The sequence below is a fragment of the Pseudomonas sp. ADAK2 genome (assembly GCF_012935755.1).
Taxonomy (GTDB): domain Bacteria; phylum Pseudomonadota; class Gammaproteobacteria; order Pseudomonadales; family Pseudomonadaceae; genus Aquipseudomonas.
The window spans coordinates 3,359,139-3,373,428 of record NZ_CP052862.1 but is presented as its reverse complement, the minus strand read 5'-3'; the positions used below and the strand labels follow the sequence as shown (position 1 = coordinate 3,373,428).

Here is a 14,290-nt window from a genome sequence, read left to right as displayed (position 1 = left end):
ATGAGTAAATTCTGGAGCCCGTTCGTCAAGGATCTGGTGCCTTACGTGCCGGGCGAGCAGCCGAAACTGGCGAAACTGGTGAAGCTCAACACCAACGAAAACCCGTACGGCCCATCGCCAAAAGCCTTGGCGGCGATGCAGACCGAACTGAACGACAACCTGCGCCTGTACCCGGACCCGAACAGCGATCTGCTGAAGAACGCGGTGGCCAAGTACTACGGCGTACAAAGCAACCAGGTGTTCCTCGGCAACGGTTCCGACGAAGTCCTGGCGCACATTTTTCACGGCTTGTTGCAACACGACAATCCGGTGCTGTTCCCGGACATCAGCTACAGCTTCTACCCGGTGTACTGCGGGTTGTACGGCATCCAGTTCGATGCAGTGCCGCTGGACGCCCAGTTCCAGATCAACCCGGCGGACTACGCCAAGCCGAACGGCGGGATCATCTTCCCCAACCCGAACGCACCGACCGGTTGCCTGCTGGCGCTGGACGCCGTGGAGCAGATCCTCAAGGCCAGCCCGGATTCGGTGGTGGTGGTCGATGAAGCCTATATCGACTTCGGCGGCGAAACCGCGATCAGCCTGGTGGACCGTTACCCGAACCTGCTGGTGACCCAGACCTTGTCCAAGTCCCGCTCATTGGCGGGCCTGCGAGTCGGTCTGGCGGTGGGGCACCCGGACTTGATCGAGGCGCTGGAGCGGATCAAGAACAGCTTCAACTCCTACCCGCTGGATCGCCTGGCGAATGTCGGGGCAGCGGCGGCGTTCGAGGATCGCGAGTACTTCGACAAGACTTGCCGCTTGGTGATCGAGAATCGCGAGAAGGTTGTCGCGCAGTTGGAAGGGAAGGGCTTTGAAGTCTTGCCGTCAGCGGCCAACTTCATTTTCGCTCGGCACCCGCAGCATGATGCGGCTGGCTTGGCGGCGAAGTTGCGTGAGCAGGGCGTGATCGTTCGGCACTTCAAGCAGGAGCGGATTGCCCAGTTCCTGCGGATATCCATCGGCACGCCAGAGCAGAACCAAGCCTTGATTGACGGCCTCGGCGACCTCTAAACCAACACCGATGATCGTTCCCACACTCTGCGTGGGAATGCCGCCATGGACGCTCTGCGTCCGCTGTGACGCGGAGCGTCACGGGATACATTCCCACGCAGAGCGTGGGAACGATCAGTCGGGGCTGGTTATTCTTCTTCCTTGACCGGTGCCGGCGGTGGATGCGGGCCAGTCTCCAAGACTGTCTATCAATAAAGTTTATCAACGCTTGATGAAATTGAAATTGCCCTTCAGTTCCTTGCCGTCGTCGAGTACGAAGGTAAAGTGCCCGGAGTACTGCTTGAGGGGGCTATTGATTGTGATGTTTAGAGTCCCCGTTTCTGCGTCTCTGGAAACGCCGTTCAGGTTGAATTCCCAAACGACGGGATACATCAGGGAACCCTTGTTATAAGTGAATTTATTTAGACCTTCCTCGGCGGTGTCAGGGTAGCTAAGCGCAACAAATGAATTTTTGGGCGAATCCTCTTTGTTTCCGACGATCCAGGAGGCGGCGTGATAAACAGCCGTGGCCACGAATTCCTCTTCGCCTGCTACTTGTGCAGTCAATTCGCCGTCCGCAGGCTCTGCTTTTTTTAGATCTTGTGGGTCGATATGGCGGAAAGTTTTCGACATTAGAAGTTCCTCTGATAGAAAGTGGGTAAGTGCCACTTACGTTAAATAGAGGTTTCTAAAGGGGCTACTGTCAGAAATAACAGTGGGAAAGGCTGTTTTGGAATAAACGGAAGGAGTTCTAATACCTGTAGGAGCGAGGTCCGCGAAGGCGGTCGGTCAGTCGACATCATCGCTGACTGAACTGACGCCTTCGCGGGCAAGCCTCGCTCCTACACATGATCGTTCCCACCAGAGCGTGGGAACGATCAGTCGAGGCTGGTTATTCTTCTTCTTTCACCGGCGCCGGCGGCGGACGCAAACCGATCTCTGCGCTCAGCTTCAGTTCCTTGCCGTTACGCATCACCTGAATCGAAACCTTGTCGGTCGGTTTGATCCGCGCCACCTGGTTCATCGAGCGGCGGCCATCGCCGGCCGGTTCGCCGTCGATGCTGAGAATCACATCACCGAGTTGCAGGCCGGCCTTCTGTGCCGGGCCGTCACGGAAAATCCCCGCAACGACAATACCCGGACGCCCGGACAGGCCAAACGATTCCGCCAGTTCCTGGGTCAGCGGCTGCACTTCAATCCCGAGCCAGCCACGAATCACCTGGCCGTGTTCGATGATCGACTTCATCACTTCCATCGCCAGTTTGACCGGGATCGCGAAGCCGATGCCTTGGGAGCCACCGGACTTGGAGAAGATCGCGGTGTTGATGCCGGTCAGGTTGCCGTTGGCATCCACCAGCGCGCCGCCGGAGTTGCCGGGGTTGATCGCGGCGTCGGTCTGGATGAAGTCTTCGTAGTTGTTCAGGCCCAACTGGTTACGCCCGGTGGCACTGATGATGCCCATGGTTACGGTCTGGCCGACACCGAACGGGTTGCCGATGGCCAGCGCGACGTCACCGATGCGAATGTTGTCGGAACGCCCGATGGTGATCGCTGGCAGGGTTTTCAGGTCGATCTTCAATACTGCAAGGTCGGTTTCCGGATCGCTGCCGATCACTCGAGCCAGGGTCTCACGGCCATCCTTGAGCGCCACGACAATCTGGTCGGCACCAGTGGTCACATGGTTATTGGTCAGGATGTAGCCTTCCGGGCTCATGATCACGCCGGAGCCCAGGCTTGATTCCATGCGTTTCTGCTTGGGCGAGTTGTCGCCGAAGAAGCGGCGGAACTGCGGATCTTCGAACAGTGGATGATTGGGTTTATTGATGACTTTGGTCGTGTAGAGGTTGACCACTGCCGGCGCGGCAATCACCACAGCATCGGCATAGGACACTGGCCCTTGCTGCACGCTGGTTGTTTGCGGGGCTTGCTGAAGGTTGACGTCGAGGCTCGGAAGCCCGACCCACTGCGGGTAACGCTGGATTATCAACAGAGCGATAAGCACGCCGGCCAACAGCGGCCAGCCGGAAAAACGCAGCGCCTTAAGCATTAAGCAAGTCCTGGAAAGGTTGCAGGTGGTATGAGACCGCCCATAATGTCGCGCATTATACGAGGCGAGCGCGCCTCTGAACGGGATATTTAGGAGTCTTTTATGGCCGTCGCCCTGAGCACCCTGGTCGAAGAAGCCGACCGTTACCTTAACAGTTCAAAGATCGCCGACTACTGCCCAAATGGCTTGCAGGTCGAAGGCCGTCCGCAAGTGATGCGCATCGTCAGCGGCGTCACCGCCAGCCAGGCATTATTAGATGCTGCGGTGGACGCCAAGGCTGATCTGGTGCTGGTGCATCACGGTTATTTCTGGAAGGGCGAGAACCCGTGCATCACCGGCATGAAGCAGCGCCGGTTGAAAACCCTGCTCAAGCACGACATCAGTTTGCTGTCGTATCACTTGCCGCTGGACCTGCACCCGGATGTCGGCAACAACGTGCAGCTTGCGCGTCAGTTGGACATCACCGTCGAAGGCCCGCTGGACCCCGACAACCTGAAAGTCGTCGGCCTGGTCGGCTCGCTGAGCGAACCGATGAGTCCCCGGGACTTTGCCCGTCGGGTGCAGGAAGTCATGGGGCGCGAACCGTTGCTGATTGAAGGCAGCGAGATGATTCGTCGGGTTGGCTGGTGCACCGGTGGTGGCCAGGGCTATATCGATCAAGCTGTTCTTGCGGGTGTTGATCTGTACCTGAGCGGCGAAGCGTCCGAACAGACTTTCCACAGCGCCCGGGAAAACGACATCAGCTTCATCGCCGCCGGGCATCACGCCACCGAGCGCTACGGCGTGCAGGCGCTGGGTGATTACCTGGCGCGGCGGTTTGCGTTGGAGCACATCTTCATCGATTGCCCGAATCCGATCTGAGATCGTGATCCCCTGTAGGAGCGAGGCTTGCCCGCGAAGAACGATAACGCGGTCTACCTGATGCATCCCGTAATCGTTCTTCGCGGGCAAGCTTCGCTCCTACAGGGATCACAGCCCAAACGAGGGGGTATATTCATATACCCTTTCGATCTAGTTGGCGTCCTGATTAGAAGGGGGCGCTGTGCTAGGATTCCCCGCTCGAACACGGCCCGCTGGCCGTCCATAAGATCGTTTTCGTGAGTAGCCATGGTCGACAAACTGACGCATCTGAAACAGCTGGAGGCCGAAAGCATCCACATCATCCGCGAGGTCGCCGCCGAGTTCGATAACCCGGTGATGCTGTACTCCGTCGGTAAAGACTCCGCCGTGATGCTGCACCTTGCGCGCAAGGCATTTTTCCCGGGCAAGCTGCCGTTCCCGGTGATGCACGTCGACACCCGGTGGAAGTTCCAGGAAATGTACGCATTCCGCGATCGCATGGTCGAAGAACTGGGCCTGGACCTGATCGTCCACGTCAACCCCGATGGCGTCGCGCAGGGCATCAACCCGCTGACCCACGGCAGCGCCAAGCACACCGACATCATGAAAACCGAAGGCCTGAAACAAGCCCTCGACAAGTACGGTTTCGACGCTGCTTTCGGCGGTGCGCGCCGCGATGAAGAGAAGTCCCGTGCCAAAGAGCGCGTGTATTCCTTCCGCGACACCAAGCACCGCTGGGACCCGAAAAACCAGCGTCCAGAGTTGTGGAACGTGTACAACGGCAACGTCAACAAGGGCGAATCCATTCGTGTGTTCCCGTTGTCGAACTGGACCGAACTGGACATCTGGCAGTACATCTACCTCGAAGGCATCCCGATTGTGCCGCTGTATTTCGCCGCCGAGCGCGACGTTATCGAGATGAACGGCACCTGGATCATGATCGACGACGAACGCCTGCTCAATCACCTGAGCGACGAAGACAAGGCGCGCATCGTCAAGAAAAAGGTGCGCTTCCGCACGCTCGGCGACTACCCGTTGACCGGTGCGGTCGAGTCCGAGGCGACCAGCCTGACCGACATCATTCAGGAAATGCTCCTGACGCGAACTTCCGAACGCCAGGGCCGGGTCATCGACCACGATGGCGCAGGCTCGATGGAAGAAAAGAAACGTCAGGGTTATTTCTAAGGGGTTGTCATGTCGCACGTATCTGATTTGATCAGCGAGGACATCCTCGCCTACCTGGGCCAGCACGAACGCAAGGAAATGCTGCGCTTCCTGACCTGTGGCAACGTCGATGACGGCAAGAGCACCCTGATCGGGCGCCTGCTGCACGACTCCAAGATGATCTACGAAGATCACCTGGAAGCCATTACCCGCGACTCGAAAAAAGTCGGCACCACCGGTGAAGACATCGACCTGGCATTGCTGGTCGACGGCTTGCAGGCCGAGCGGGAGCAGGGCATCACCATTGATGTCGCCTACCGCTATTTCTCCACCGCCAAGCGCAAATTCATCATCGCCGATACCCCTGGCCATGAGCAGTACACCCGCAACATGGCCACCGGTGCATCCACTTGTGACCTGGCGATCATTCTGGTCGACGCCCGCTACGGCGTGCAGACCCAGACCCGTCGCCACAGCTTCATTGCCTCGTTGCTCGGCATCAAGCACATCGTGGTCGCCATCAATAAGATGGACCTCAACGGCTTCGACGAAAGCGTGTTCGAGTCGATCAAGGCCGATTACCTGAAGTTCGCTGAAGGCATCGCGTTCAAGCCGACCACCATGGCCTTCGTGCCGATGTCTGCCCTGAAAGGCGACAACGTGGTGAACAAGTCCGAGCGTTCGCCGTGGTACACCGGCCAGTCGCTGATGGAAATTCTCGAGACCGTCGAGATCGCCAACGACCGTAACTACACCGACCTGCGTTTCCCGGTGCAGTACGTCAACCGTCCGAACCTGAACTTCCGTGGTTTCGCCGGCACCCTGGCCAGCGGCATCGTGCACAAGGGCGACGAAGTCGTGGTCCTGCCTTCGGGCAAGAGCAGCCGGGTGAAATCCATCGTCACCTTTGAAGGTGAACTGGAGCATGCCGGTCCTGGCCAAGCGGTGACGCTGACCATGGAAGACGAGATCGACATCTCCCGCGGCGACTTGCTGGTGCACGCCGACAACCTGCCGCAAGTGACGGATGCCTTCGACGCCATGCTGGTGTGGATGGCTGAAGAACCGATGCTGCCGGGCAAGAAATACGACATCAAGCGCGCCACGTCCTACGTGCCGGGTTCGATTACCAGCATCGTCAACCGCGTTGACGTGAACACCCTGGAAGAAGGTCCGGCCAGTTCGCTGAACCTGAACGAGATCGGCCGGGTCAAGGTCAGCCTCGACGCCGCCATCGCGCTGGACGGTTACGCGAGCAACCGCACCACCGGTTCGTTCATCGTCATCGATCGCTTGACCAACGGCACCGTCGCGGCCGGCATGATCATCGCTCAGCCATCGGCTCATGGCGGCAGCACGCACCACGGCAAATTGGCGCACGTCGCTACTGAAGAACGCGCCCAGCGCTTTGGCCAGCAACCGGCCACCGTGTTGTTCAGCGGTTTGTCCGGCGCGGGCAAAAGCACCTTGGCTTATGCGGTTGAACGCAAGCTGTTCGACTTGGGTCGTGCGGTGTTCGTACTGGATGGCCAGAACCTGCGTCATGACCTGAACAAAGGTCTGCCGCAGGATCGTGCCGGGCGTACCGAGAACTGGCGTCGTGCGGCGCATGTGGCGCGTCAGTTCAATGAAGCGGGCCTGCTGACGCTGGCGGCATTCGTTGCGCCGAGTGCTGAAGGGCGTGAACAGGCCAAGGACCTGATCGGCAAGGAGCGTCTGCTGACGGTCTACGTCCAGGCCTCGCCGACGGTCTGCGCCGAGCGTGATCCGCAAGGGCTGTACGCCGCCGCTGGCGACAACATCCCGGGCGACTCCTTCCCGTACGACGTGCCGCTGGACGCCGACCTTGTGGTCGATACCCAGTCGCTGTCGCTGGAAGAAAGCGTCAAGCAAGTGCTGGATCTGCTGCGTAGCCGCGGCGCGATCTAAGCGTTAGCCGTTCATAAAAAACCCGCCGATGAGTGATCATCGGCGGGTTTTTTTGTGTCTGGTGATGATCGTTCCCACGCTCCGCGTGGGAACGCATCCTGTGACGCTCTGCGTCACGCCTGCGAAGGGACGCGGAGCGTCCCGGGCGGCATTCCCACGCTCCGCGTGGGAACGATCAGTTAACAGGCGCCGGATTACTTCGCCGGATACTCCCGATGCATCTGCGCCAGCAACGCATCCTTGTCTTCCCACAGCTGATTGATCCAGCCCTGAAACTGCAAGCGGTACTCGCCGTCCTGATCGTAGTTCTTGCCAATAAACTGAGGCGGAATCTTCAGCTCCTGGAAATGCACCACCACGTCCTTCACGTTCCCACAGAGCAGATCCCAATAACCTGGGCGGCCAGCGGGGTAGTGAATGGTCACGTTGACGATGGACTCAAGCTGTTCCCCCATCGCATCCAGAACAAACGCAATGCCGCCGGCCTTGGGCTTGAGCAGATGCTTGAACGGCGATTTCTGCTGCGCATGCTTACCCTCGGTAAACCGCGTGCCTTCGACGAAGTTGAAAATCCCCACTGAGCTATTGCGGAACTTGTCGCAAGTCTTGCGGGTGGTTTCCAGGTCTTTGCCTTTCTTCTCCGGGTGCTTTTCCAGATAGGCCTTGGAGTAACGCTTCATGAACGGAAAACCGAGCGCCCACCAGGCCAGGCCAATCACCGGGACCCAGATCAGCTCTTGCTTGAGAAAGAATTTCAGCGGCTGGATACGGCGGTTGAGCACGTATTGCAGGACCATGATGTCGACCCAGCTCTGGTGGTTGCTGGTGATCAGGTACGAGTGCTGATAGTCCAGCCCTTCAAGGCCGCTGAGATGCCAGCGAGTGCGGCAAACCAGGTTCATCCAGGCCTTGTTGTTGCTGATCCAGGCTTCATGGGTGTGGCTCATCAGCCAGCGGGTGAAACGCTGGGTCAGGGCGAAGGGCAGCACTTTGAACAGCGCCACGATGAACAGGAACGAGCACAGCAAAATCGTGTTCAGGGCCAACAGCAGCGAGGCGATGACGCCGCGTACGGGGGCAGGGAGGAAAGCCAGCATTTAAAGATCCATAGGTCGGTTGGCAGCTTGAATCGCGGTCAACGCGATGGTGTAGACGATGTCATCGACTTGCGCGCCGCGCGGCAGGTCGTTCACCGGTTTGCGCAAGCCTTGCAGCATCGGGCCGAGGCTGACGCAATCGGCGCTGCGCTGCACGGCTTTGTGAGTGGTGTTGCCGGTGTTCAGGTCGGGGAACACAAACACCGTGGCGCGACCGGCCACCTGACTGTTCGGCGCCAGTTGCCGGGCCACGGTTTCGTTGGCGGCGGCGTCGTACTGCAACGGGCCGTCGATCAGCAGCGAGTTCTGTTGTTCGTGGGCGAGCAACGTCGCTTCACGGACTTTCTCGACTTCTTCGCCGCTGGCAGATTCACCGCTGGAGTAACTGATCATCGCTACGCGTGGAGTGATGCCGAACGCGGCGGCCGAGTCGGCGCTTTGCAGCGCAATCTCGGCCAGTTCGCTGGCGCTCGGGTGCGGGTTCATCACGCAGTCGCCGTAGACCAGCACTTCCTCGGGGAAGAGCATGAAGAACACCGACGACACCAGGGTGCAGCCCGGCGCCGTTTTAATCAGCTGCAGGGCCGGGCGGATGGTGTTGGCGGTGGAGTGAATGACCCCGGACACCAGGCCATCGACTTCATCCAGCGCCAGCATCATGGTGCCGATCACCACGGTGTCTTCCAGTTGCTGCTCGGCCATCGGCGCGTTGAGGCTTTTGCTCTTGCGCAGGGCCACCATTGGTTCGATGTAGTTACCGCGAATCAGGTCCGGGTCGAGAATCTCCAGGCCCGGCGGCAACTCGATGCCTTGGGCGCGGGCGACGGCTTCGACGTCGGCCGGTTTGGCCAGCAACACGCATCGGGCGATGCCGCGCGCCTGACAGATCGCCGCGGCTTGCACGGTCAGCGGCTCGCTGCCTTCGGGCAAGACGATGCGTTTGTTGGCGGCCTGGGCGCGCTGGATCAATTGATAGCGGAAAACCGCCGGTGACAGGCGCATTTCCCGTGGCGTGCCGCAACGCTGGTGCAGCCATTTGGCGTCGAGGTGGCTGGCGACGAAGTCGGTGATGATCTCCGCTCGCTCGCGATCATCGATCGGGATTTCCTTGTTCAGGCCATTCAACTGGTTGGCGGTGTCGTAGGAGCCGGTGCTCACCGACAACACCGGCAGGCCGGCCTGCAAGGCGCCGCGACAGAGGTCCATGATCCGTGGGTCGGGCAGGGTGTCGCTGGTCAGCAACAGGCCGGCCAGGGGCACGCCGTTCATGGCGGCGAGGCTGACGGCGAGGATGATGTCGTCACGGTCGCCGGGAGTCACCACCAGCACGCCGGGCTTGAGCAGTTCCACGGTGTTGCGCATGGTGCGGGCGCAGATGATGATTTTGGTCATGCGCCGGGTTTCGTAGTCGCCGGCATTGAGAATCTGCGCGCCCATCAGGTCCGCCACGTCGCGGGTGCGCGGTGCATTCAGTTCCGGCTGGAATGGGATGCAGCCGAGCAGGCGGAAATCGCCGGTACGCAGCAACGGCGAATGCTCCTTCAGGCGCGAGGCGAAGGCCTCCATGCTTTCGTCGGTCTTGACCTTGTTGAGGATCACGCCGAGGACTTTCGGGTCTTTTGGCCCGCCGAACAATTGCGCCTGCAATTCCACCCGGCCGGACAGTTCGGTCAGGGCTTCGCTTTCCGGTGCCGAGACCAGGATCACGTCGGCATCGAGGCTTTTGGCCAAGTGCAGATTGACCCGTGCGGCGTAGCTGGCACTGCGGGTCGGGACCATGCCTTCGACCACCAGCACGTCTTTGCCGACGGCCGCTTGCTGATAGAGGGTGATGATTTCTTCGAGCAATTCGTCCAGCTGTCCGTCGCCAAGCATGCGCTCCACGTGGGCCAGGCCCAGGGGTTGCGGCGGCTTGAGGCCGTGAGTGCGCGCCACCAGTTCAGTGGAGCGCTCAGGGCCGGTGTCGCCCGGATGCGGCTGGGCAATCGGTTTGAAAAAGCCGACTTTGAGGCCGGCTCGCTCAAGGGTGCGCACCAGCCCGAGGCTGATGGAGGTCAGACCCACACCAAAATCGGTGGGCGCGATAAAAAAAGTTTGCATGCGAATTCTCTGGAGGTGCATGGCAGTGGTGATCATCTATAACTGACGATCTACCGAAATTCAGTCGCCAAGGTTATCGCTAACCGAGCCTTGTGCGCACCAACCGCAATCAAAGGGCTGGCCTATTTTTTCAATACGCTGCACCGGGTCCTGGACCCAGGCCCGGGATTGCCATGGCGGCTGATGGCGCAGGTTTTGGGTGTGGCCACAGGAAAGCTCGGCGACCCAATGGCCGTCCTCGTCCTGATGGAAGCCTGTGACCGTTGAGGGTTTCATGGCAATCCGTCTGTCCGGGTTGTGTTCGCTTTCGGGCGATTGCTTCGCTAAACTGGGTCTTTCTATATTCTTCTGCAAAAGGTCTCGCCCCATGCTGATCGCCGCCAATAAGGCTGTCTCCATCGACTATACCCTGACCAACGACGCTGGTGAGGTCATCGACAGCTCCGCCGGCGGCGCGCCGCTGGTTTACCTGCAAGGCGCAGGTAACATCATCCCGGGCCTGGAAAAAGCTCTGGAAGGCAAAACCGTCGGTGACGAACTGACCGTCGCCGTTGAACCTGAAGATGCCTACGGCGAATACGCTGCCGAACTGGTCAGCACCCTGAGCCGCAGCATGTTCGAAGGCGTCGACGAACTGGAAGTGGGCATGCAGTTCCACGCTTCCGCGCCGGACGGCCAGATGCAAATTGTCACCATCCGCGACCTGGACGGCGACGACGTCACCGTCGACGGCAACCACCCGTTGGCCGGTCAGCGCCTGAATTTCCAGGTCAAGATCATCGACATCCGTGACGCCAGCCAGGAAGAAATCGCTCATGGTCACGTCCATGGCGAAGGTGGCCATCACCACTGATTTTCTGCGCTAAGCTCAGAGAACTGGAGAGGCGCCCGAGGGCGCCTTTTTTAGTCCGCGGCTGTCCCAGGCGACGCCGCCAAGTGGCTGTTTCGAGAAGAACACGGGAATTTGGAGTTCGTCATGAGTGCTTTCCACGACCTTAAATTGACAGCCCTGGATGGTCAGGAGCTACCTCTGGCGCCCTTCAAGGGGCAAGTCGTGCTGGTGGTCAACGTTGCCTCCAAATGTGGATTGACCCCACAGTACGCGGCACTTGAAAACCTCTATCAGCAATTCAAGGATAAAGGTTTCAGCGTGCTGGGCTTGCCGTGCAACCAGTTTGCCGGACAGGAACCGGGCACCGAGCAAGAGATCCAGGAATTCTGCAGCCTCAACTATGGCGTGAGCTTTCCGTTGTCCAGCAAGTTGGAAGTCAACGGTCATGAGCGTCATCAGCTGTACCGTTTGCTGGCAGGCGAGGGCGCGGAGTTTCCGGGGGACATCACCTGGAACTTCGAGAAATTCCTGCTCGGTAAGGACGGCCGCGTACTGGCGCGTTTTTCGCCGCGCACCGCACCGGATGATCCGACGATTGTTCATGCGATTGAAAAAGCGCTGAGCTGATTCCGCAAGATCAAAAGATCGCAGCCTTCGGCAGCTCCTATGGGTGTTCACATTCCCGCGTAGGAGCTGCCGAAGGCTGCGATCTTTTGCTTTTGACTCTTAATCACCCAAATCAATAGTGCTGTTCAAGCCTTGCGACTCTCCATATTATCGCCGTCATAAAGTCATGTCCCCGTGGAGCGTCCCATGCCTGTCAAAGCCCTGTTCAAACCGTTCCACCTCGGCAGCCTCGAACTGCCGACCCGCGTCGTCATGGCGCCGATGACTCGTTCTTTCTCCCCGGGCGGCGTACCGAACTCCAAAGTGATCGAGTACTACCGCCGCCGCGCCGCTGGTGGCGTGGGCCTGATCATCACCGAAGGCACCACCGTCGGCCACAAGGCCTCCAACGGCTACCCGAACGTGCCGCATTTCTACGGTGAAGCCGCGCTGGCCGGCTGGAAGAAAGTCGTCGACGCCGTACACGCCGAAGGCGGCAAGATCGTTCCGCAGCTGTGGCACGTGGGCAGTGTGCGTCGCATCGGCACTGAGCCGGATGCCAGCGTTCCGGGTTACGGCCCATCGGAAAAATTGAAGGACGGTCAGGTCGTGGTTCACGGCATGACCAAACAGGATATCCAGGACGTGATCGCTGCGTTCGCGCAGTCTGCCAAAGACGCGCAAAGCATCGGCATGGACGGCGTGGAAATCCACGGCGCCCACGGCTATCTGGTGGACCAGTTCTTCTGGGAAGGCACCAACCAGCGCACCGACGAATATGGCGGCAGCCTGGCTAACCGTTCGCGTTTCGCCATCGAATTGATCCAGGCCGTGCGTGCGGCGGTGGGCGAAGGCTTCCCGATCATCTTCCGTTTCTCCCAGTGGAAGCAGCAGGACTACACCGCGCGTCTGGTACAAACCCCGGAAGCGTTGGGCGAATTTCTCAAGCCGTTGTCCGACGCCGGCGTGGACATTTTCCACTGCTCGACGCGGCGTTTCTGGGAGCCGGAGTTCGACGGTTCCGAACTCAACCTGGCTGGCTGGACCCGCAAGCTCACCGGCAAGCCGACCATCACCGTGGGCAGCGTTGGCCTGGATGGCGAGTTCCTGCAGTTCATGGTCAACACCGACAAGGTCGCTCAACCGGCCAGTCTGGAAAAACTGCTGGAGCGTTTGAATAACGATGAGTTCGACCTGGTGGCCGTAGGTCGTGCGCTGCTGGTGGACCCGGACTGGGCGCAGAAAGTGCGCGATGGTCGGGAGGAAGACATCCTGCCGTTCAGCCGTGAGGCGTTGATGACGCTGGTTTAAGCCGCGACTGGAAGGGCCTCTTCGCGGGCAAGCCTCGCTCCTACAGGATTGATGTCGATCACAACCTATCGACACAACTCAACCCGGTAGGAGCAAGGCTTGCCCGCGATGCTTTTCACGGCAATAAAGGTGCACCAGGCAATGGTTGCTCTTGCACACAAGCCCCGCGCAACTGCCCCTCAAACTGCTCGATAATCGCCGCCCACCCCTGACGACTCGCATGCTGGCGCGCATTCAGCCGCACGCAACGCAAGGTTTCCCGTTCCTCCAGCAACCACCGCGCCGCCTCGCAGAACGCCTCCTCATCCCCCGGCATCGCCAATACGCCGTTGTAGCCATGGCGAATGTGCTGACCCGCAGCCGCCATATCGTAGGCCACCACGCCCAGCCCCGAGGCCAGCGCCTCAAGCACCACATTGCCGAAGGTCTCGGTCAGGCTCGGAAACAGAAAGACATCCCCTGATGCATAGTGACTGGCCAAGGCTTCGCCGCGCTGTGAACCGCAGAAGATCGCCTCGGGCAAGGTCTTCTCCAACGCCACCCGCAGCGGCCCGTCGCCGACCACGATCAGCTTCAGGTTTCGCTGTGGATAAGTGTTTTTCAGTGCGTCGAAGCTGCGCTTGAGCAAGCCCAGGTTTTTCTCCGGTGCCAGGCGTCCGACATGGATCACGGCAATGTCATCGTCAGCCAGACCCCACTGCTCACGCAGTGCGTCGAGGCGTTTGGCCGGGTGAAACAGTTGGCTGTCGACACCCCGGGACAACAGCGCCAGGCGCTCGAACTGCCGACGTTCCAGCTCCAGACGCTGACTGATGCTGGGCACCAGGGTGAGGGTCGAGCGGTTGTGAAACCAGCGCAGGTAGTGGGTCAACAGCCGCGTCAGCAGGCCGAGCCCGTACTGGCTCGAGTACTGCTGGAAGTTGGTGTGAAAGCCGCTGACCACCGAAATCCCCAGGCGCCGCGCGGCACGCAAGGCCGACAACCCCAACGGCCCTTCAGTGGCGATGTACAGCACGTCGGGGCGATGGCGTTTCCAGCGCCGCAGCAACTTGTGCATCGACGACTGACCCCACTGCAACCCCGGATAACCCGGCAGCGGCCAGCCGCGGCACAGCAGCAATGCGTCGTCACTGCCCAACTGCCGATCACTGCCCTGGCGCGGTCGAACCAGCTCGACCTGATGCCCGCGCGCGCGCAATCCATCGCACAAGCGGCCAAGGGTATGGGCCACGCCATTGATTTCAGGAGGGAAGGTTTCGGTGATCAGGGTGATATGCAGAGCTGTCGTCATGACCTCAGTGTCGGCTGAGGCCATGTCGTCATTGTGTCAGT

Annotated in this window: 13 protein-coding genes; 7 read left to right on the top strand and 6 right to left on the bottom strand. The window is 59.9% G+C overall.

Annotated elements, in window-relative coordinates; genetic code table 11:
* Positions 1–1,053 (top strand): histidinol-phosphate transaminase, encoded by a 1,053-nt coding sequence (hisC, locus tag HKK52_RS15745; protein ID WP_169371589.1) that lies wholly within the window; start codon positions 1–3, stop codon positions 1,051–1,053.
* Between the two features lie 201 nt (positions 1,054–1,254).
* Here hisC and HKK52_RS15740 read toward each other — a convergent pair whose 3' ends face one another.
* Both HKK52_RS15740 and algW read right to left on the bottom strand, forming a co-directional pair.
* Positions 1,255–1,665: a hypothetical protein gene (locus HKK52_RS15740; RefSeq protein ID WP_169371588.1), complete on the bottom strand. Its 411-nt coding sequence runs from the start codon at positions 1,663–1,665 to the stop codon at positions 1,255–1,257.
* A gap of 259 nt (positions 1,666–1,924) precedes the next feature.
* Positions 1,925–3,079 (bottom strand): Do family serine endopeptidase AlgW, encoded by a 1,155-nt coding sequence (algW, locus tag HKK52_RS15735; protein ID WP_169371587.1) that lies wholly within the window; start codon positions 3,077–3,079, stop codon positions 1,925–1,927.
* Positions 3,080–3,181: 102 nt separating this feature from the next.
* Between algW and HKK52_RS15730 the strand changes: the two genes are divergently transcribed.
* The 3 genes from HKK52_RS15730 to cysN all read left to right on the top strand — a co-directional run bounded on the left by HKK52_RS15730 (position 3,182) and on the right by cysN (position 7,012).
* A complete protein-coding gene (locus HKK52_RS15730; RefSeq protein ID WP_169371586.1) occupies positions 3,182–3,940 on the top strand; it encodes a Nif3-like dinuclear metal center hexameric protein in 759 nt (252 codons plus the stop codon).
* Positions 3,941–4,186: 246 nt separating this feature from the next.
* On the top strand, positions 4,187–5,104 hold the full coding sequence (cysD, locus tag HKK52_RS15725) for a sulfate adenylyltransferase subunit CysD (protein ID WP_054049875.1): 918 nt from the start codon (positions 4,187–4,189) through the stop codon (positions 5,102–5,104).
* 9 nt (positions 5,105–5,113) lie between these two features.
* Positions 5,114–7,012, top strand: coding sequence for a sulfate adenylyltransferase subunit CysN (gene cysN / locus HKK52_RS15720; protein WP_169371585.1), 1,899 nt, complete (start codon positions 5,114–5,116; stop codon positions 7,010–7,012).
* A gap of 194 nt (positions 7,013–7,206) precedes the next feature.
* Here cysN and HKK52_RS15715 read toward each other — a convergent pair whose 3' ends face one another.
* From HKK52_RS15715 to HKK52_RS15705, 3 genes are read right to left on the bottom strand one after another with little or no spacing between them, the layout of a single operon-like run.
* Positions 7,207–8,109, bottom strand: coding sequence for an acyltransferase (locus tag HKK52_RS15715; RefSeq protein ID WP_169371584.1), 903 nt, complete (start codon positions 8,107–8,109; stop codon positions 7,207–7,209).
* On the bottom strand, positions 8,110–10,209 hold the full coding sequence (gene pta, locus HKK52_RS15710) for a phosphate acetyltransferase (protein ID WP_169371583.1): 2,100 nt from the start codon (positions 10,207–10,209) through the stop codon (positions 8,110–8,112).
* A gap of 60 nt (positions 10,210–10,269) precedes the next feature.
* Positions 10,270–10,608, bottom strand: coding sequence for a DUF3565 domain-containing protein (locus tag HKK52_RS15705; protein WP_169371582.1), 339 nt, complete (start codon positions 10,606–10,608; stop codon positions 10,270–10,272).
* Between HKK52_RS15705 and HKK52_RS15700 the strand changes: the two genes are divergently transcribed.
* From HKK52_RS15700 to HKK52_RS15690, 3 genes are all read left to right on the top strand, one after another.
* Positions 10,577–11,062 carry an FKBP-type peptidyl-prolyl cis-trans isomerase gene (locus tag HKK52_RS15700; protein ID WP_008150718.1) on the top strand — a complete coding sequence of 162 codons (486 nt, stop codon included), beginning with the start codon at positions 10,577–10,579 and terminating at the stop codon, positions 11,060–11,062. The two genes, HKK52_RS15705 and HKK52_RS15700, sit on opposite strands and share 32 nt — an antisense overlap.
* A 123-nt stretch (positions 11,063–11,185) precedes the next feature.
* The gene (locus HKK52_RS15695) at positions 11,186–11,668 is read left to right on the top strand and encodes a glutathione peroxidase (RefSeq protein ID WP_169371581.1); all 483 of its coding nucleotides are present in this window, start codon (positions 11,186–11,188) and stop codon (positions 11,666–11,668) included.
* A 186-nt stretch (positions 11,669–11,854) separates the two neighbouring features.
* The gene (locus HKK52_RS15690; protein ID WP_169371580.1) at positions 11,855–12,958 is read left to right on the top strand and encodes an NADH:flavin oxidoreductase; all 1,104 of its coding nucleotides are present in this window, start codon (positions 11,855–11,857) and stop codon (positions 12,956–12,958) included.
* 115 nt (positions 12,959–13,073) lie between these two features.
* Here the strand turns inward: HKK52_RS15690 and HKK52_RS15685 are convergent, their stop codons facing one another.
* Positions 13,074–14,273 (bottom strand): glycosyltransferase family 4 protein, encoded by a 1,200-nt coding sequence (locus tag HKK52_RS15685; RefSeq protein WP_169371579.1) that lies wholly within the window; start codon positions 14,271–14,273, stop codon positions 13,074–13,076.
* Between the last annotated feature and the right edge of the window lie 17 nt (positions 14,274–14,290).